Genomic DNA, 16,875 nt, shown 5'->3' on the forward strand with positions numbered 1-16,875 from the left:
CCTAAATCTTTTGACAGGAAGCGCATCGGTCCAACCGAGAGTACCTCTCCAGCATGGCCAGGAAAGGTCAATCGCCTCTGGTTTTCTAGACACCTTGAGCGGCTGCAAAGGGGCCGATAACGGTCACTCGCAAACGACTGCTTGCGACCAATATAGCGGCCGGTCACAACAGGGCGGAACTGGCCAGAGTTTTAATTCTCTGAATCCCAAAGCCCTCCATCCGGAGGGCTTCTTTTCTGATTGTCAAAAAACGGCCACTAACTCATTCGATCCAGATCATGTTCATGGCCTGAGGCAGCGAATGAGACTCGTCAGATTTGCATGGCCATGCCATCCACATTCATCGCCGCCTGGCGCAGGGCCTCGGAGCGTGTCGGGTGCGGGTGGCAGGTGAGGGCGATATCTTCTGCCGAGGCCGAGAACTCCATAGCCACGCAGAACTCACCAATCATCTCGCTGACGCTTGGGCCCACCAGGTGCACACCCAGTACTTCATCGGTTTCGGCATCGGCGATGACCTTGGCGAATCCTTCGGTCTCGTGGTTGATCTTGGCACGGCTGTTGGCGGTGAAGGGGAACTTGCCAACCTTGTAGGCACGCCCTTCGGCCTTGAGCTGCTCTTCAGTCTTGCCCACGGTGGCCATCTCCGGGCGGGTATAGATCACGCCAGGGATGAGGTTGTAGTTGACCTCGTGGGGCTTGCCGGCGATGCGTTCGATACAGGCCACCGCTTCGTCTTCGGCCTTGTGCGCCAGCATTGGGCCCGAAGTGACGTCGCCAATCACCCAGACACCTGGTACTGAGGTGCGGTGGTGCTCATTGCCGAGCATGCCGCGCTTGTCGGCTTCCAGGCCCACGCTTTCCAGGTTCAGCCCTTTGGTATAAGGGCGGCGGCCGATAGCCACCAACACGTAATCGGCTTGCAGCGATTCTGCGGTACCCCCAGCGGCAGGCTCCAGCGTCAGGCTGACGCCATCGGCACCTGCGGTAGCCTGAGTCACTTTACTGCCCAGCTTGAACACCATGCCTTGCTTGGCGAGCGCCTTCTGCAGGGTCTTGGCAGTTTCCGTGTCAGTGCCTGGGCAGATGCGGTCCAGGTATTCGATGACGGTGACCTGGCTACCCAGGCGGCGCCAGACTGAACCCAGCTCAAGACCGATCACGCCAGCACCGATGACGACCAGGTGCTTGGGCACTTGCGGCAGCGACAGCGCGCCGGTCGAGTCAATGATGCGCTGGTTGTCGACGGTCACACCTGGCAGAGGGGTGGGCTCAGAGCCGGTGGCAATGACGATGTCCTTGGCCTGCAACGCGGTTTCGCTACCGTCTTCGGCATTTACCACGACCTTGCCAATGCCATCCAGGCGGCCCCAGCCTTTGATCCACTCGACCTTGTTCTTGCGAAACAGGTATTCGATGCCCTTGGTCAGGCCTGCCACGCTCTCATCCTTCTGTTTCATCATCTGGGCGAGGTTGAGGGTAGGCTTGACTTCGATACCGAGGTGGGCGAACTCGTCACCGCTGGCCGCTTCGTAAAGTTCCGAAGCATGCAGCAGTGCCTTGGATGGCATGCAGCCGACGTTCAGGCAGGTACCGCCTAAGGTCGAGCGGCCTTCCACGCAGGCAACGCTCAGGCCCAACTGGCCAGCACGGATGGCTGCGTTGTAGCCGCCAGGGCCACCGCCGATGATCACCACGTCATAGACTTTCATGGGTTCAACTCCAGGATGTAGAAGCGCGAGAGGGGCACAAGGTTAAGCTGAGATGCGGAAATTGTATACAATCTGCTGTGTGGATAAGATCAGTTGGTTCTAGACCATGGTCTTGCTTAGAGGAAACATCCTACAGATGAACTACTCTGATCCGATGACGTTCGAAATATTAGGCGTCGTGGCCAATTACGGACAGGAGGGGTGTTTCATGCTTGCTCAACTTCCACCTGCATTGCAGAGCTTGCATCTGCCGCTGAGGCTGAAGCTGTGGGACGGCAACCATTTTGATCTTGGGCCTAGTCCTCAGGTCACCATTCTGGTCAAGGAACCGCAGCTGATCAGCCAGTTGACCCACCCAAGCATGGACCAGCTGGGCACTGCATTCGTCGAAGGCAAGCTGGAGCTTGAAGGCGATATCGGTGAGGCCATCCGCGTGTGCGACGAGCTGAGTGAAGCGCTGCTGGCGGATGAGGATGAAACGCCACCGCAACGTTTGTCTCATGACAAGAGCACCGACGCCAAAGCGATCTCTTACCACTATGACGTGTCCAACGCCTTCTACCAGCTTTGGCTGGACCAGGACATGGCCTATTCTTGCGCCTACTTCCGTGAGCCGGACAATACGCTCGACCAGGCGCAGCAGGACAAGTTCGACCACCTGTGCCGCAAGCTTCGTCTGGATGCCGGTGACTACCTGCTCGATGTCGGCTGTGGCTGGGGTGGGCTGGCGCGGTTCGCTGCCCGTGAGTATGGCGCCAAGGTGTTCGGCATTACCCTGAGCAAGGAGCAATTGAAGTTAGGCCGCAAGCGTGTGCAAGCGGAAGGGCTTGCTGACAAGGTCGACCTGCAGATTCTCGACTACCGCGATCTGCCCCAGGATGGTCGCTTCGACAAGGTTGTCAGCGTGGGTATGTTCGAGCATGTCGGGCATGCCAATCTGGCGCTGTACTGCCAGAAGCTGTTCGGGGCGGTGAGGGAAGGGGGACTGGTGATGAACCACGGCATCACTGCCAAGCACGTCGATGGCCGACCGGTCGGGCGCGGGGCGGGTGAGTTCATCGATCGCTATGTATTCCCCCACGGCGAACTGCCGCACCTGTCGATGATCAGCGCCAGTATCTGTGAAGCCGGGCTGGAGGTAGTGGACGTGGAGAGCCTGCGCCTGCACTACGCTAAAACCTTGCACCACTGGAGCGAGAACCTGGAGAACCAGTTGCACAAGGCAGCAGCGCTGGTGCCTGAGAAGACTCTGCGGATCTGGCGTTTGTACTTGGCCGGGTGTGCCTACGCCTTTCAGAAGGGCTGGATCAACCTGCACCAGATATTGGCAGTGAAGCCATACGCCGACGGGCATCATGACCTGCCTTGGACGCGGGAAGACTTGTACCGCTGAAATCGTAAGCGTCACAGCCCTGATATGGCTTTGCAGGAGCGGCCTTTTTCGCGAAAAGGCCGCTTTCAACGGGTGTGCTCACCCTAAAGAATCGGCGATATCAGTCGCGCAATCCGCATCCCCAATTGCTGTAGTCGATGGGTGTCCTGGGTGTCTTCTGCAGTAATTTCCCGCGCTTGTTCGAAGTCCTCGTGGAGCATGTGCTCGACCTGGTCGGCGAAGCCGCGATCGACTGTCAGCAGGGTAATCTCGAAGTTCAGGCGGAACGAGCGGTTGTCCAGGTTGGCGCTCCCAATGGCGCTGATGTCGTCATCCACCAGTACCACCTTCTGATGCAGAAACCCGGGTTGGTAACGGAACATACGTACCCCCGCGCGAACTGCTTCGAAGGCAAACAGGCTGGAGGCAGCGTAGACGATGCGGTGGTCAGGCCGTGACGGGATCAGTACCCGCACATCGACTCCCCGTAGCACCGCCAGTCGCAAGGCGGCGAACACGGCCTCGTCAGGGATGAAGTAGGGGCTGGTGATCCACACCCTGCGGGTGGCCGAATGAATCGCTTCAAGGAAGAACAGCGAGCAGGTTTCTTGTGGGTCTGCCGGGCCGCTGGCCAAGGCCTGACACAGTACGCCGTTATCCGGGTACGTATCGGGCAGGATCAGCGGCGGTAGCTGGCGCGTGGCCCAGTACCAGTCCTCGGCAAAAGATTCTTGCAAGCAGGCCAGTACCGGCCCGCTGATCTGTACGTGGGTGTCACGCCAGGGGGAAAGCTGTGGATGTTCACCCAGGTACTCGTCTCCCACATTGTGACCGCCGATGAAGCCGAGCAAGCCATCCACCACCACAATCTTGCGATGGTTGCGGAAGTTCACCTGAAAGCGGTTGAACCAGCCGCGACGGGTGGCGAATGCATGGATCTGCACACCACCGTCGCGCAGCACCTGGCTGTAGCTGGCCGGCAGGGCGTGGCTACCGACACGGTCGTACAGCACGAACACCTGCACGCCTTCGGCGGCTTTGCGTAGCAAGAGTCGCTGCAGTGCCTTGCCGAGATTGTCGTCATGAATGATGAAGAACTGCACCAGTACCACATCGCGTGCTTTTTCGATGGCTGCGAAGATGGCATCAAAGGTGGCCTTGCCATTGATCAGCAGTTTCACCTGGTTATTTGCCAGGCATGGCATGCGACCCAGCTTGGGCATGGCGCGCAAGGCTGTGTAGCTTTCGGACTCGCGAGCGGTAAGGGCTTCTTCAACCCAGGGCCGCCAGTTGAGGTTGGCCATGGCCACGTGCATTTCCTGGTTGGCCTGACGCCGAGCCTTGATGTAGGCATAGAACGAGCGGGCACCGAAAATCAGATAGGGGATCAAGGTGAGGTAGGGGATGAAGAGCAAGGGCATCGCCCACGCAATGGCCCCCTGAGCTGTCCGCACCGTGAACAGCGCATGCAGTGCGGCGACCATACCCAGCAGGTGGATCAGGCCGAGTAGGTAACCAAAGAAGTAGGGGCTGTGGTAATCCATATGCATCCTGCTTGCCGAGTACACTTGAGGTAACAGAACACGTTCCCGGTCCGCCTGCAACCTGCAGGTGGATTTGGCGTCTAAGGCTCAGTCCGGCCCGTTTGACCGGCTTTTTTCCAGGAGCGTTCATCCATGAAGATTCGTCTGCCACTGTTGGCGTTGGCCCTAGGCATGAGTAGTCCGCTGGTGCAAGCCCAGATGCTGCAACCGGGTTTGTGGGAGCTGACCACCAGCAACATGCAGGTCGATGGCAAACCGCTACCCGACATGGAATTCATGCTCGGCCAGTTGAAAAACCTGCCGCCCGAGCAGCGCGCAATGATGGAAGGGGTGTTGGCCAAACAAGGGGTCAGTGTAGGTGGCAAGGGTGTGCGTTCGTGCCTGACACCAGAACAGGTGGCAACGAATGACATTCCTCTGCAAGACCCGCAATCGGGCTGCACGCAGAAGATTACCGACCGTACCGGTAACGTTTGGAAGTTCCAGTTCAGCTGCCCGAAGGCGCAGGGAAGTGGTCAGGCTACATTCCTCAGTGATCGGGAATTCACCACCCAGGTCAGTGGCACGTTCAACGCTTCGGGTGTGCAGCAGCAAGGCAGCATGAACACGCGTGCGGTGTGGTTAGGCAATGACTGCGGGGCGGTCAAACCGCGCAGCTGAAGTTCCATTACCAATGGCTGGTGGCAACCCCGTCGTGGGCATGCAGGCCTCTGCTGTCGTTCGAGCAGCCGAGCCTGGGTAGTTCCAGGAGTCGGTCGGGAAACGAATAGTTCCACGTGGAACATTTCATTTTCGGTCCTTGCCTCGATGTGGTTGCGGCTTAGCTTTTCGGCCTGACGGAGAGCTGATCAAGGCCGGCGTTTTCAGCAAGTGCTCGAAGCTGACGTGCAAATAGGCAGCAGAGGAAAAGCCTTCCAAACAAAAGAAGGCGTCAACGGCAACCCTCGATCAAGCTGCAATGCACCTTGAAGCGCTCCCCGCTGGAACTGGATACGCGGTTCAAGGTGGTCCAGCCTACGCGACGGCTGTAACCCACCCAGGTCTCACCATCACTGGCCAAGCCGGTAAAAAAAGTCAACGTGCCATAGCGGCTGTTGGTTTGTGCCCACAGTCGGCGGGTGGTGAAGTCGTAGCCGCGAAGGTAGAAGGTGCTGCCTTCGGTGCGCACGCTGTAGTAGTTGCCTTTGCCGTCCTGGCAGGCGAGTAGCGTCGCGCTTCGCGTACAGAGGGCCAATTTACTGTCTTGCGGCATGGCCAACAGCGAGGCGGGCATGGTGAGCAACAGCAATGCCATGACGCGTGGCAGATTCATTTTTCATCCTCTGTGAGCACTCGTCCGTCGAGAACCACTTGGCGAAAGTGTATTGTTATCTTATAACATTATGCAATGCATCGTTTCGAATGCGTCTGCCTGAAGAGGTTCGCCATGTCCAATCGTCTCCCCGTCACCGTGCTGTCCGGCTTTCTCGGCGCCGGCAAGAGCACGCTGCTCAACCATGTGCTGCGCAACCGCGACAACCTTCGGGTCGCGGTTATCGTCAACGATATGAGTGAAATCAACATCGATGCCAGCGAGGTGCAGCGAAATGTCAGCCTCAACCGCGCTGAAGAGAAACTGGTCGAGATGAGCAACGGCTGCATTTGCTGCACGTTGCGCGAGGACCTGCTTGAGGAGGTTGCGCGGCTGGCCGAAGAGGGGCGTTTCGATTATTTGCTGATCGAGTCCACCGGTATCTCTGAGCCACTGCCAGTGGCTGAGACCTTCACTTTCCGCGACGAACAAGGCCGCAGCCTGTCTGATATGGCGCGGCTGGACACCATGGTCACCGTGGTCGATGGCTTGAACTTCCTGCGCGACTATCAGGCAGCAGACAGCCTGGCCAGCCGCGGTGAAACGTTGGGCGAAGAAGACGAGCGGTCGATAAGTGATTTGCTGATCGAGCAGGTCGAGTTCGCAGATGTGCTGCTGCTGAGCAAGATCGACCTGATCAGCCAACATGAGCGCGAAGAACTCATTGCCATTTTGCGCAGCCTCAATGCCCGGGCGCAGATCGTACCCATGGTCATGGGCCAAGTGCCGCTGGCACGTATCCTCGACACCGGGCTGTTCGACTTCGATCAGGCGGCCCAAGCACCAGGCTGGTTGCAGGAGTTGCGCGGTGAGCATGTGCCAGAAACCGAAGAGTACGGTATCGCGGCCATGACCTGGCAGGCTCGACGCCCGCTTCATCCACAGCGCTTTTACGACTTTATCCACAAGGACTGGGAAAACGGAAGGCTGCTGCGTTCCAAAGGCTTTTTCTGGTTGGCCAGCAAATATCAGGAAGCTGGCAGCTGGTCGCAAGCGGGCGGCATGATGCGCCATGGTCTGGCTGGCCGCTGGTGGCGCTTTGTGCCACGCGAGCAGTGGCCACAGGATGTGGATAACACCAGCGAGATCTTGAAACACTGGACCGCTGAGACCGGTGACTGCCGCCAGGAGTTGGTGTTTATCGGGCAGAATATCGACTTCGAAAAATTATCCACAGCCCTCGATGCATGCCTGTTGACGGATCAAGAAATGGACTTGGGCCACATGGGCTGGTTGCGCCTACCTGACCCATTTGGCCCATGGCATGAGGAGGCGGCAGCATGAACCTGGCGCACCGACCTGTGGATATCTTTCAGGTGTTTGGCGAGACGCCCCAGGTGCTGGCCGAAGTGCTGCAGGATGGCGTGAACCTGGCCGTATGGCGGCGGCGCTTGCCGGCCCAACTGGAGGACTTTGCCGCACTGGTGATTAGCCTTGGCCAGCCCTTGGCTGATCAGCGGGTAATTGATGTGGACGAGGAAAAGAAGCCGGTATTGCCAGATCTGCTGCGTGAAGCGGCGGATTTGCATGGATATGAAGCTTTCGTTGCTGATGTGACCTGGTTGGTGGCGGCTTATACCTGCCTGGTTGGCGCACGTCGGGTCGGTTTGCGCTTGCGCGTTCTGGACGGTCCCATGTGTCCACGCTTCCATGTGGATAACGTACCTTTGCGCCTGCTCACCACCTACGTCGGCCCAGGTAGCGAATGGTTGCAAGAACGGGATAGCGGTCGTGGTGAGTTACACACAGCTGAACCATCTGTGGATAACATCCAGCAACTGCAAGCCGGTGAGGTGGCGATACTCAAAGGTGAAAAATGGCAGGGTAATGAAGGGGCAGGCCTGGTTCATCGGTCCCCTTCGGCACAGCAGGGGCGTTTGCTGCTCAGCCTTGACTGGCTGGCCTGACAGCGCATAGTGAGGCATCACCGCCGCCTGAAGCCACGCCATGTTGCAGAACATTCCCACCCATGTAATTGCTGGCCCGCTGGGTGCTGGCAAGACCACTTTGATCCGTCAATTGCTGGCCCAGCGCCCCGCAAACGAGCGCTGGGCGGTATTGATCAACGAGTTCGGCCTTGTCGGCCTGGATGCAGCCTTACTTAGCCGTGACGAGGACGGCATCGCCATCGGCGAGGTTGCAGGCGGCTGCCTGTGCTGCGTCAACGGCATGCCGTTCCAGGTGGCCCTGGGCCGATTGCTACGCAAATCGCGGCCTGACCGGCTGTTTATCGAACCTTCCGGCTTGGGCCATCCGTTGCAGCTGCTGGCTCAGTTGCAACAAGCGCCTTGGGTTGGAGTGCTGACAATTCAGCCACTCTTGATGGTTGTGGATGCCCAGGCCATGGCTCGAAACGAGCCGCTTCCAGAGGCTCAACAGCAGGCTTTCAACGCCTCTGAACACGTGGTTTTCAATAAATCAGAGGCTGTGGATGAACAACATAAGTTGTTGATAACTAATAAATTTAAAGAAAAGAACATTGTGTGGACCGTACAAGGGCAACTGCCTCTGTCCGGCCTCCCGACGGCCCCCGAACAGATTGTTGACAGCTCATTACTGAAAAACCAGATTGTCGACAATCCTGGAATCGCTCCCGCATTACTGTGGACAGACCCCCGTCAGCCGATCTGCCTTGCCCAGCAAGGGGAGGGCGGTTGGAGTATTGGCTGGCGCTGGCACCCTGGCCAACAGTTTTATCCACAGCGGCTAAAGGCTTTCTTGTGTGCTTTGCCATGGCGACGGGCCAAGGGAGTTATCCACAGCATGGAAGGCTGGTGGTCATTCAATGGGCTGAATGGGGATATGCCCGCTTGGCAGCCCAGCGACTGGCGCAGGGACAGCCGTATCGAGCTGATTTTCGATCAGCCGCAACCGCAACCCGCGTTGCAAGCCGGGTTGAATGAATGTCGCGTCAGTTGATCAGTTGCGCCAGCGGTTGTGCTCCTGGCGCCATTGCTGCATCTCTATGACGTTGTCGGCGCGTGGTGGGGTCTTGATTTCGAACGGGTAGGGCGCCAGTTCGATCTGCACACTGTGGGCGCCGAACTGGGTCGCGGTGCCGGGGTGACGTTGCTCACCCGTGACGGTGAACTCGAAGGCATAGACGCGTGCCAGGCGCTTTCGGCCATTGGCATCCCGGACAAAGGCGATGCGTTTGAGCGCTACGGCATCGTCAAGCAACTCCAGGTCGAGTTTGGCGCAATGCTGTTTGACCCGTTCCAGGGCCTTTTCACGCAACCCATGGTTGTGCCACAACCAAGCGCCTGCCGTGGCTACCAGCATCAGGACGAAGAGGTTCTCCAGGGTCAACATTTGCATATGCTCCAAACAGGTAGATCCAGCTTAACTGCGTTCCTGGCCTGTCGTACAGGTAGCAATCGAGTTCATACTGCGCTGTGCACAATCCTTGAAACAGCTTTGGAAACCTCCCGCATGAAACGTACCCCGCACCTGCTCGCCATTCAGTCCCACGTGGTGTTCGGCCACGCCGGCAACAGCGCCGCGGTATTCCCCATGCAGCGTATCGGGGTCAATGCCTGGCCACTCAATACCGTGCAGTTCTCCAATCACACACAGTATGGCCAGTGGGCGGGTGAAGTGCTTGCCCCAGCGCAAATTCCTGCGTTGGTGGAAGGCATTTCCAACATCGGCGAGCTGGGCCACTGCGATGCAGTGCTTTCCGGCTATTTGGGCAGCGCCGAACAAGGGCGAGCGATCCTGGCCGGCGTCGAGCGGATCAAGGCGGTAAACCCAAAAGCCTTGTACCTGTGCGACCCGGTCATGGGGCACCCGGAAAAAGGCTGCATCGTGCCGCCGGAAGTCAGTGAGTTCCTGCTTGACGAGGCGGCAGCCACGGCGGACATCCTGTGCCCCAACCAGCTGGAGCTGGACAGCTTCTGTGGGCGCCGCGCCCAGTCGCTGGAGGATTGCGTGAACATGGCGCGTAGCCTGCTGCAGCGTGGGCCGCAGGTTGTACTGGTCAAGCACCTGGCGTACCCCGGGCGGGCCGAAGAGCAGTTCGAAATGTTGCTGGTGACCGCCGAGCACAGCTGGCACCTGCGCCGCCCGCTGCTGGCGTTCCCGCGTCAGCCGGTTGGGGTGGGTGACCTGACCTCAGGCCTGTTCCTGGCCCGCGTGCTGCTTGGCGACAGCTGGGTGCAGGCATTCGAGTTCACTGCTGCGGCGGTGCATGAAGTGCTGTTGGAAACCCAGGCCTGCGCCAGCTACGAATTGCAGCTGGTACGGGCCCAGGACCGCATTGCGCACCCACGGGTGCGCTTCGAGGCGCAGTTGCTGGCGCTTTAAATGGCGTCGGTTTTCAGGTCCTGGTAGCGCTTTTCCAGTTCCTGGCGGATCTGCCGGCGCTGCTGGCCCTGCAGGAAGCGGCGTTTTTCTTCGCTGCTGTACGGCTGGCGCGGCGGCACCGGCACTGGGCGGCGGTTGTCATCGACCGCGACCATGGTGAAGAAGCAGCTGTTGGAATGGCGCACCGAGCGCTCGCGAATGTTCTCGGTCACAACTTTGATGCCAACTTCCATCGAAGTGTTGCCGGTGTAGTTGACTGACGCCAGGAAGGTCACCAGTTCACCCACATGTACGGGTTCACGGAAGATCACCTGGTCGACCGACAGGGTCACCACATAGCTGCCGGCATAACGGCTGGCGCACGCATAAGCCACTTCGTCGAGGTACTTGAGCAGGGTGCCGCCATGTACGTTGCCAGAAAAGTTGGCCATGTCCGGGGTCATCAGGACGGTCATGCTCAGCTGGGCGTTTCCAGGTTCCATAGTGTGCTCACGGTGAGGTTGCGCTGAATCGGGCGAATGGAGGGCGTTATCTGCTGACACTTCTGTTCCCCTCTTTGAACTTGCCTTGCTGATACGGGACGTTGGCTGGCGCGCTGTCGTCACGCTGATCATGCCATCACGAGCGCTTTTCCAGCCGATCTGTTTCTGCATATTGCACCGACTTTTAGCGGCGGAGTGCGATGTTAACCTGAGTGCGCCCATGCAACATGGGCGTCGCTGCATTCAATACAGTATGTACTTGCTGCTCGCTCAGGGTTGCCTCGGCAGGAGCGGTCTGCCCAGGCATCCATAAAAAGACGAGATAAGGAGTATCACGCCATGCATGCCATCAGCTTCATCCAGGACCTGGCAGTCATCATGCTGATCGCTGGCGTCGTCACCATTCTTTTTCACCGCCTGAAGCAGCCGGTGGTGCTGGGCTACATTGTCGCCGGCTTCATCATTGGCCCACATACTCCCCCATTCGGCCTTATTCATGACGAAGAAACCATCAAGATCCTCGCTGAACTGGGCGTGATATTCCTCATGTTCTGTCTGGGGCTCGAGTTCAGCCTGCGCAAGTTGTTCAAGGTTGGCGCCACGGCGTTCATCGCAGCGTTCCTGGAAATCGTCCTGATGATCTGGATCGGCTTCGAGATTGGCCGCTGGTTTGGCTGGAGCACCATGGATTCACTGTTCCTGGGCGCCATCCTGGCCATTTCCTCCACCACCATCATCGTCAAGGCGCTCAACGACTTGAAGATGAAGAACGAGCGCTTTGCCCAGCTGATTTTTGGCGTGTTGATCGTCGAGGACATTCTTGGCATCGGTATCATTGCCCTGCTGTCAGGTATCGCGGTCAGCGGCACGGTCAGCTCGGGTGAGGTGTTCTCCACTGTCGGCAAACTGTCGCTGTTCATGATCGTCGCCCTGGTCATCGGTATTTTGCTGGTGCCGCGGTTATTGGCCTACGTCGCCAGGTTCGAAAGCAACGAAATGTTGCTGATCACCGTTCTGGGCCTGTGTTTCGGCTTCTGCCTGCTGGTTGTGAAGCTGGAATACAGCATGGTACTGGGCGCTTTCCTGATTGGCGCGATCATGGCCGAATCACGCCAGCTATTGAAAATTGAACGCTTGATCGAGCCTGTACGCGACCTTTTCAGCGCCATCTTCTTCGTCGCCATTGGTCTGATGATTGACCCTCAGGTGCTCCTCGACTATGCCTGGCCGATCGTGGTCATTACGTTGGCGGTGGTACTGGGCAAGATGCTGTCTTGTGGCATGGGAGCGTTCATTGCCGGCAATGATGGGCGCACGTCACTGCGTGTTGGCATGGGGCTTTCGCAGATCGGCGAGTTCTCTTTCATCATCGCCGCGCTGGGCATGACCCTGCAGGTGACCAGCGACTTCCTTTACCCGGTGGCGGTGGCAGTATCGGCAATCACTACGCTGCTGACACCCTACCTGATCCGCGCGGCTGACCCGTTGTCGCAAAAACTGGGCAATGTGGTGCCCGCTCGCCTCGCACGCGTACTGTCTTTGTATGGTGAGTGGTTGCGCAACATCCAGCCGCAGGGCGAGAGTGCCATGCTGGCGGCGATGATCCGGCGCATCCTGTTGCAGGTGGGGGTGAACCTGGCGCTGGTGATCGCCATCTTCTTCAGTGGCGGCTACTTTGCAGGGCGTATCGGCAATTGGCTCAGTGAGTGGGTCAGCGATGTAAGCCAGCAGAAGGCCATCATTTGGGGGGCTGCATTGCTGCTGTCACTGCCTTTCCTGATCGCCGCGTACCGCAAGCTAAAGGCACTCTCGATGCTACTGGCAGAGATGGGCGTGAAGCCGGAAATGGCCGGGCGACATACCCAGCGCGTGCGCCGTGTGATCGCCGAAGTGATCCCGCTGTTGTCGCTGCTGGTGATTTTCCTGCTGCTGTCGGCATTGTCCGCCAGCATTCTGCCCACCAGCGAATTGCTGCTGGTGATTGCCGTGGTGGCTGCGGTGGTGGTGGCGTTGTTGTGGCGCTGGTTCATCCGTGTGCACACGCGCATGCAGATCGCGTTGTTGGAGACGCTGGAGAACAGTCGCGAAAACTCGCACTGAGGGGTTGCGCCCGAGGCAAGATCTCCCGTTCGCCAAGAAGAAGGGCTATAGCGATGTCGCCAGGCATGGAAAGCCTGGCGATTTAACGACCTTGACGCGCTAAGACGTCATTTTTCCTGCCTCAGATCGCGAGCTTCTCTATAGGCTCTAGCGATCAGCTCTCCAGCCAAACATCTCGCGCCCAGTGCCACACCGATTCCCAACTGTCTTCGCCGACAATTTCCTCTTCGGCATCCCACAGCACCACGGTGCCGTCTTCTTCGACGCAATAGTAATTGTCGCCGTCCTGGCACAGCGGAATCAGGTCACGCGGTACGCCGGCATCCCAGGCATTGGATGCCACATCTGGCAGGTAGGTGTGCGACTGCGGATCAGTGACGGTAACAGGCTCAAGGGAGCCGTAAACCACATCACTTACGGTCAGCAGAAACTCTTTGAACACGAATGGAATATTGATGAACAGCTGCTCTTCGATCTCTACCAGCTGGTCTTCGTCGGGAAGCTCCAAGGGCACCGGTACCGGCTCATTCGCTTCACGGAGTTGTTCGATCACTTCTTCCACGGTTCACTTCCTCTAACCTAGATGACAACGCTGCGCCTTATACCCTAGTAGCCCACTTTGGCAAAAGCAAAAACCCCGGGCAAGCCCGGGGTTCTCTGTTTAGCACGCAGCGATTAGCCGTTTTGACGGATACCGGCTACCAGCCAAGGCTGGTTCTCGCCTTGGGCGCGAACCATGTGCCAGCTTTCGCTGAACACTTCGCCCTGGTCGAAGCGCGAATTCTTCGACACGCCACGGAAGGTCAGGGTAGCGTCGGTGCGGTCGGCGCGATCATCGACACCGTCCAGCTGCACTTCCAGGTTATCGATGTAGGTAGACTGGAAGCCATCACCCAGTTCAGCACGCTCACGCTTGAGGAACTCGAGCATTTGCGGGGTAACGAACTCGCTGATCTTGTCCATTTCGTTGGCATCCCAGTGCTGCTGCAGCGACTGGAAATGGCTACGGGCTGCAGCCAGGAAGCTCTGCTCGTTGAACCAGGCCGGCGCGTTGATCACCGGGGCTGCTGCGGCAGCAGGTGCGGCCGAACCACCGAAAATCGACGGTTGCGCAGGCTGAGCGTGAGCCTCACGCTGCATCGGCGCATGGCCCGGCATGGCCATTTGTGGCTGCTGCTGGCGGCGGCGCGCGGCGATGAAGCGGAACACGAGGAAGGCGATGAGCGCCACGATCAGGAAGTCCATGATCTGGAAGCCTTCGAAACCGTCGCCCATGAACATGGAAGCCAGCAGGCCACCGGCGGCGAGGCCGGCCAGTGGGCCCAACCAGCGCGAAGCACCGCTGGCGGCAGCCGGTGCACGGCCAGGTGCGGTCGGCGCGGCTGCAGGCGTGGTTGGCGTAGCCTGGCGGGTCTGGTGGATAGGCGCGGAGCCCGAGCTCTTGCCGCCGCCGAAACGCTTGGCGCTGGCGTCCAGGCTCAGCGTCAGGCCGACGCAGAGCGCCAGTGCGATGCTAAGAAAACGTTGCATAAGTGGGATATCCCCTGTTGTGGATTGCACGCGCGTCATGGTGCACAGGTTCCCGGGCACATGACCAGCGACATAGTGTTTCGAGCTTTTGCCTGATGTTACAAAGTTGGCAGGCCCGACCCTTGTGGGCTTTAGACAGCCTCGAGCTTGGCATACCCAAGCATCAGCCATTTGCTACCTTCGGCAAAATTCACCTGCACCCGCGCCTGAGCGCCAGAACCCTCGAAGTTGAGGATCACGCCTTCGCCAAATACCGCATGCTGCACACGCTGACCCAGGTTGAACGCGGTCTGCGGAATGCTGGCATTGGCGAACAGGTTGCTGTTGGTGGCCGTCTTGGCCCCGCCGAACGGGCGGCTGACACTGTTGGACAGGCGTACTTCCTGAACCAGGCCGGCCGGAATTTCACGCACGAAACGCGACACCTTGTTATACGTCTCGCTGCCATAAAGGCGGCGTGTTTCGGCGTAGGTCATGACCAGCTGGCGCATGGCGCGGGTGATGCCTACATAGGCCAGGCGTCGTTCCTCTTCCAGGCGGCCGGGTTCTTCCAGGCTCATCTTGTGCGGGAACAAGCCTTCTTCCATGCCCACCAGGAACACATAGGGGAACTCCAGGCCTTTGGCGCTGTGCAGGGTCATCAGCTGGATGCTGTCTTCATGCTCGTCAGCCTGAGTATCGCCAGCTTCGAGTGAGGCGTGGCCAAGGAAAGCCGAGAGCGGAGACAGGTCGGCGTCTTCGTCGGTGGACTCGAAGTTGCGTGCGGCACTGACCAGTTCCTCAAGGTTTTCTACCCGTGCCTGGCCCTTTTCACCTTTTTCTTCCTGGTGATAGGTGATCAGGCCGGACTGTTCTATGGCGGTCTGGGTCATGGTATGCAGCGGCATGTCCACGACTTTGGCGGCCAGCCCCTCGATTAGCTCGATAAAGGCCCCCAGGGCACTGGCGGCGCGACCCTTCAGGGCCTTGGCGGCGAGCAGCTGGCACATGGCCTCCCACATGGACAGCTGGCTGTGGCGGGCGTGCTCGCGGATGGCTTCGACGGTTTTTTCACCAATACCGCGCGGCGGCACGTTGATCACCCGCTCCAGAGCGGCATCGTTGCCACGCCCTTCGATCAGGCGCAGGTACGCCATGGCATTCTTGATTTCGGCGCGCTCGAAGAAGCGCTGGCCGCCATAGATGCGGTAGGGGATACGCTCACGCAGCAGGGCTTCTTCCAGCACTCGCGACTGGGCGTTGGAGCGGTACAGGATGGCGATCTCGTTGCGCGCATTGCCCTGCTTGACCAGGCTCTCGATGGTTTCCACTACATAGCGCGCTTCATCGTGCTCGTTGTAGGCCGCGTACAGGGTCAGTGGTTCGCCTTCGCCCATGTCGGTCCACAGTTCCTTGCCCAGGCGCCCGCTGTTATTGGCGATCAGCGCGTTGGCCGCCTTGAGGATGCCGCCGGTGGAGCGGTAGTTCTGCTCCAGGCGGATCATTTCGGCGTCGGGGAAGTCGGCGGTGTACTGGTGAATGTTTTCGATCTTGGCGCCGCGCCAGCCGTAGATCGACTGGTCGTCATCGCCTACCGCCATCAGGCTGTCGCCGCCGCGTGCCAGCAGGCGCAACCAGGCGTACTGCACGGCGTTGGTATCCTGGAACTCGTCCACCAGCACGTGGCGGAAGCGTCGCTGATAGTGCTCCAGCAGGCCCGGGTGGTCACGCCACAGGTCCAGGGCGCGAAGCAGCAGCTCGGAGAAATCGATGACCCCGGCGCGCTCGCAAGCCTGCTCGTAGGCGGTGTAGACCTCGCGCATGGTCGCCAGGAACAGGTCGCCCCCCGCCTGGATATGCTGCGGGCGCAGGCCTTCGTCTTTCTGCCCGTTGATGAACCACTGGGCCTGGCGTGCCGGCCACTTCTGCTCGTCCAGGCCCAACTCGCGCATCACCCGCTTGATCAGACGCTGCTGGTCGTCGCTGTCGAGGATCTGGAAATTCTGCACCAGCCGTGCTTCCTGCCAGTGGGCCCGCAACAGACGATGGGCCAGGCCGTGGAAGGTGCCGACCCACATGCCTGCCGGGTTGATGCCCAGCAGTTGTTCGATCCGCTGGCGCATTTCTGCTGCGGCCTTGTTGGTGAACGTCACCGACAGGATCGAGTGCGGCGATGCCTGCTCGACCTGGATCAGCCAGGCGATACGGTGTACCAGCACGCGGGTTTTACCGGAACCGGCACCGGCAAGCACCAGTTGACGCCCGAGCGTGGCCGCTACGGCCTGGCGTTGGGCATCGTTGAGGGAGTTCAGCAGGAGAGAGAGGTCGTCTGTGCGCATCGGGCCATTCTAGGGCGATGCCGGGTAAGGGGCAAATATCTACTGTATGAATATTCACCTGGCTGCATCCCGCTCATCGGTCCGGGGTCAGCTTACGGCCTGCGCAAGCTGGCTGACGCATGGTCAGTCAATGGCCTTCAAGGCAAAGGACTTCGCCCCTT

The 16,875-nt window shown here is 59.2% G+C and carries 15 protein-coding genes; 7 read left to right on the forward strand and 8 right to left on the reverse strand.

All coding sequences use genetic code 11. From position 1 onward, the window contains the following. Window positions 1–311: 311 nt before the first annotated feature. Window positions 312–1,712 (reverse strand): dihydrolipoyl dehydrogenase, encoded by a 1,401-nt coding sequence (gene lpdA / locus ACF8EA_RS15635; protein ID WP_392522555.1) that lies wholly within the window; start codon window positions 1,710–1,712, stop codon window positions 312–314. Window positions 1,713–1,920: 208 nt separating this feature from the next. On the opposite strand from lpdA, the gene cfaB reads away from it, so the two are divergent. Next, window positions 1,921–3,105 (forward strand): C17 cyclopropane fatty acid synthase CfaB, encoded by a 1,185-nt coding sequence (gene cfaB, locus ACF8EA_RS15640; RefSeq protein WP_021785301.1) that lies wholly within the window; start codon window positions 1,921–1,923, stop codon window positions 3,103–3,105. 83 nt (window positions 3,106–3,188) lie between these two features. On the opposite strand, the gene cls is transcribed toward cfaB, so the two are convergent. Then, the gene (cls, locus tag ACF8EA_RS15645) at window positions 3,189–4,628 is read right to left on the reverse strand and encodes a cardiolipin synthase (RefSeq protein ID WP_021785300.1); all 1,440 of its coding nucleotides are present in this window, start codon (window positions 4,626–4,628) and stop codon (window positions 3,189–3,191) included. Window positions 4,629–4,760: 132 nt separating this feature from the next. Here cls and ACF8EA_RS15650 point away from each other — a divergent pair, with 132 nt between their 5' ends. After that, window positions 4,761–5,288 (forward strand): DUF3617 domain-containing protein, encoded by a 528-nt coding sequence (locus tag ACF8EA_RS15650; protein ID WP_021785299.1) that lies wholly within the window; start codon window positions 4,761–4,763, stop codon window positions 5,286–5,288. A 271-nt stretch (window positions 5,289–5,559) separates the two neighbouring features. Here the strand turns inward: ACF8EA_RS15650 and ACF8EA_RS15655 are convergent, their stop codons facing one another. Then, window positions 5,560–5,940: a glutamine synthetase gene (locus ACF8EA_RS15655; protein ID WP_392522556.1), complete on the reverse strand. Its 381-nt coding sequence runs from the start codon at window positions 5,938–5,940 to the stop codon at window positions 5,560–5,562. Window positions 5,941–6,054: 114 nt separating this feature from the next. Between ACF8EA_RS15655 and zigA the strand changes: the two genes are divergently transcribed. From zigA to ACF8EA_RS15670, 3 genes are read left to right on the forward strand one after another with little or no spacing between them, the layout of a single operon-like run. Then, on the forward strand, window positions 6,055–7,263 hold the full coding sequence (gene zigA / locus ACF8EA_RS15660; protein WP_392522558.1) for a zinc metallochaperone GTPase ZigA: 1,209 nt from the start codon (window positions 6,055–6,057) through the stop codon (window positions 7,261–7,263). Beyond that, complete coding sequence (locus ACF8EA_RS15665) at window positions 7,260–7,886, forward strand: DUF1826 domain-containing protein (RefSeq protein WP_392522560.1); 627 nt, start codon at window positions 7,260–7,262, stop codon at window positions 7,884–7,886. The genes zigA and ACF8EA_RS15665 overlap by 4 nt, the downstream gene beginning before the upstream one ends. 40 nt (window positions 7,887–7,926) lie before the next feature. Further along, window positions 7,927–8,898: a CobW family GTP-binding protein gene (locus tag ACF8EA_RS15670; protein ID WP_392522562.1), complete on the forward strand. Its 972-nt coding sequence runs from the start codon at window positions 7,927–7,929 to the stop codon at window positions 8,896–8,898. Here ACF8EA_RS15670 and ACF8EA_RS15675 read toward each other — a convergent pair whose 3' ends face one another. After that, the gene (locus ACF8EA_RS15675) at window positions 8,899–9,291 is read right to left on the reverse strand and encodes a DUF3301 domain-containing protein (RefSeq protein WP_003253259.1); all 393 of its coding nucleotides are present in this window, start codon (window positions 9,289–9,291) and stop codon (window positions 8,899–8,901) included. It lies immediately after the preceding gene. Window positions 9,292–9,411: 120 nt separating this feature from the next. Here ACF8EA_RS15675 and pdxY point away from each other — a divergent pair, with 120 nt between their 5' ends. Next, entirely contained in the window at window positions 9,412–10,284 is an 873-nt protein-coding gene (gene pdxY, locus ACF8EA_RS15680) for a pyridoxal kinase PdxY (protein WP_003253261.1), read from the forward strand. Here pdxY and ACF8EA_RS15685 read toward each other — a convergent pair. Further along, a complete protein-coding gene (locus ACF8EA_RS15685) occupies window positions 10,281–10,766 on the reverse strand; it encodes an acyl-CoA thioesterase (RefSeq protein ID WP_021785294.1) in 486 nt (161 codons plus the stop codon). The genes pdxY and ACF8EA_RS15685 overlap by 4 nt on opposite strands. A gap of 339 nt (window positions 10,767–11,105) precedes the next feature. On the opposite strand from ACF8EA_RS15685, the gene ACF8EA_RS15690 reads away from it, so the two are divergent. Continuing rightward, a complete protein-coding gene (locus ACF8EA_RS15690) occupies window positions 11,106–12,866 on the forward strand; it encodes a cation:proton antiporter (RefSeq protein ID WP_021785293.1) in 1,761 nt (586 codons plus the stop codon). 154 nt (window positions 12,867–13,020) lie between these two features. Here the strand turns inward: ACF8EA_RS15690 and ACF8EA_RS15695 are convergent, their stop codons facing one another. From ACF8EA_RS15695 to uvrD, 3 genes are all read right to left on the reverse strand, one after another. Beyond that, complete coding sequence (locus ACF8EA_RS15695; protein WP_003253266.1) at window positions 13,021–13,428, reverse strand: SMI1/KNR4 family protein; 408 nt, start codon at window positions 13,426–13,428, stop codon at window positions 13,021–13,023. Window positions 13,429–13,541: 113 nt separating this feature from the next. Next, on the reverse strand, window positions 13,542–14,396 hold the full coding sequence (locus ACF8EA_RS15700) for a Tim44 domain-containing protein (protein WP_021785292.1): 855 nt from the start codon (window positions 14,394–14,396) through the stop codon (window positions 13,542–13,544). A gap of 131 nt (window positions 14,397–14,527) precedes the next feature. Then, window positions 14,528–16,714 carry a DNA helicase II gene (uvrD, locus tag ACF8EA_RS15705; RefSeq protein ID WP_021785291.1) on the reverse strand — a complete coding sequence of 729 codons (2,187 nt, stop codon included), beginning with the start codon at window positions 16,712–16,714 and terminating at the stop codon, window positions 14,528–14,530. Window positions 16,715–16,875: the final 161 nt, after the last annotated feature.

Origin of the sequence: Pseudomonas sp. YQ_5 (assembly GCF_043103305.1) — a bacterium.
Taxonomy (GTDB): Bacteria; Pseudomonadota; Gammaproteobacteria; order Pseudomonadales; family Pseudomonadaceae; genus Aquipseudomonas; species Aquipseudomonas putida_Y.

Bases quoted from the DNA above. Each gene is read 5' to 3' on its own strand.
- zigA (WP_392522558.1), top strand. From the start codon at position 6,055: ATGTCCAATCGTCTCCCCGTCACCGTGCTGTCCGGCTTTCTCGGCGCC.
- ACF8EA_RS15670 (WP_392522562.1), top strand. From the start codon at position 7,927: ATGTTGCAGAACATTCCCACCCATGTAATTGCTGGCCCGCTGGGTGCT.
- cls (WP_021785300.1), bottom strand. From the start codon at position 4,628: ATGGATTACCACAGCCCCTACTTCTTTGGTTACCTACTCGGCCTGATC.
- ACF8EA_RS15665 (WP_392522560.1), top strand. From the start codon at position 7,260: ATGAACCTGGCGCACCGACCTGTGGATATCTTTCAGGTGTTTGGCGAG.
- pdxY (WP_003253261.1), top strand. From the start codon at position 9,412: ATGAAACGTACCCCGCACCTGCTCGCCATTCAGTCCCACGTGGTGTTC.
- cfaB (WP_021785301.1), top strand. From the start codon at position 1,921: ATGCTTGCTCAACTTCCACCTGCATTGCAGAGCTTGCATCTGCCGCTG.
- ACF8EA_RS15685 (WP_021785294.1), bottom strand. From the start codon at position 10,766: ATGGAACCTGGAAACGCCCAGCTGAGCATGACCGTCCTGATGACCCCG.
- ACF8EA_RS15650 (WP_021785299.1), top strand. From the start codon at position 4,761: ATGAAGATTCGTCTGCCACTGTTGGCGTTGGCCCTAGGCATGAGTAGT.
- ACF8EA_RS15675 (WP_003253259.1), bottom strand. From the start codon at position 9,291: ATGTTGACCCTGGAGAACCTCTTCGTCCTGATGCTGGTAGCCACGGCA.
- lpdA (WP_392522555.1), bottom strand. From the start codon at position 1,712: ATGAAAGTCTATGACGTGGTGATCATCGGCGGTGGCCCTGGCGGCTAC.
- uvrD (WP_021785291.1), bottom strand. From the start codon at position 16,714: ATGCGCACAGACGACCTCTCTCTCCTGCTGAACTCCCTCAACGATGCC.
- ACF8EA_RS15690 (WP_021785293.1), top strand. From the start codon at position 11,106: ATGCATGCCATCAGCTTCATCCAGGACCTGGCAGTCATCATGCTGATC.
- ACF8EA_RS15655 (WP_392522556.1), bottom strand. From the start codon at position 5,940: ATGAATCTGCCACGCGTCATGGCATTGCTGTTGCTCACCATGCCCGCC.
- ACF8EA_RS15700 (WP_021785292.1), bottom strand. From the start codon at position 14,396: ATGCAACGTTTTCTTAGCATCGCACTGGCGCTCTGCGTCGGCCTGACG.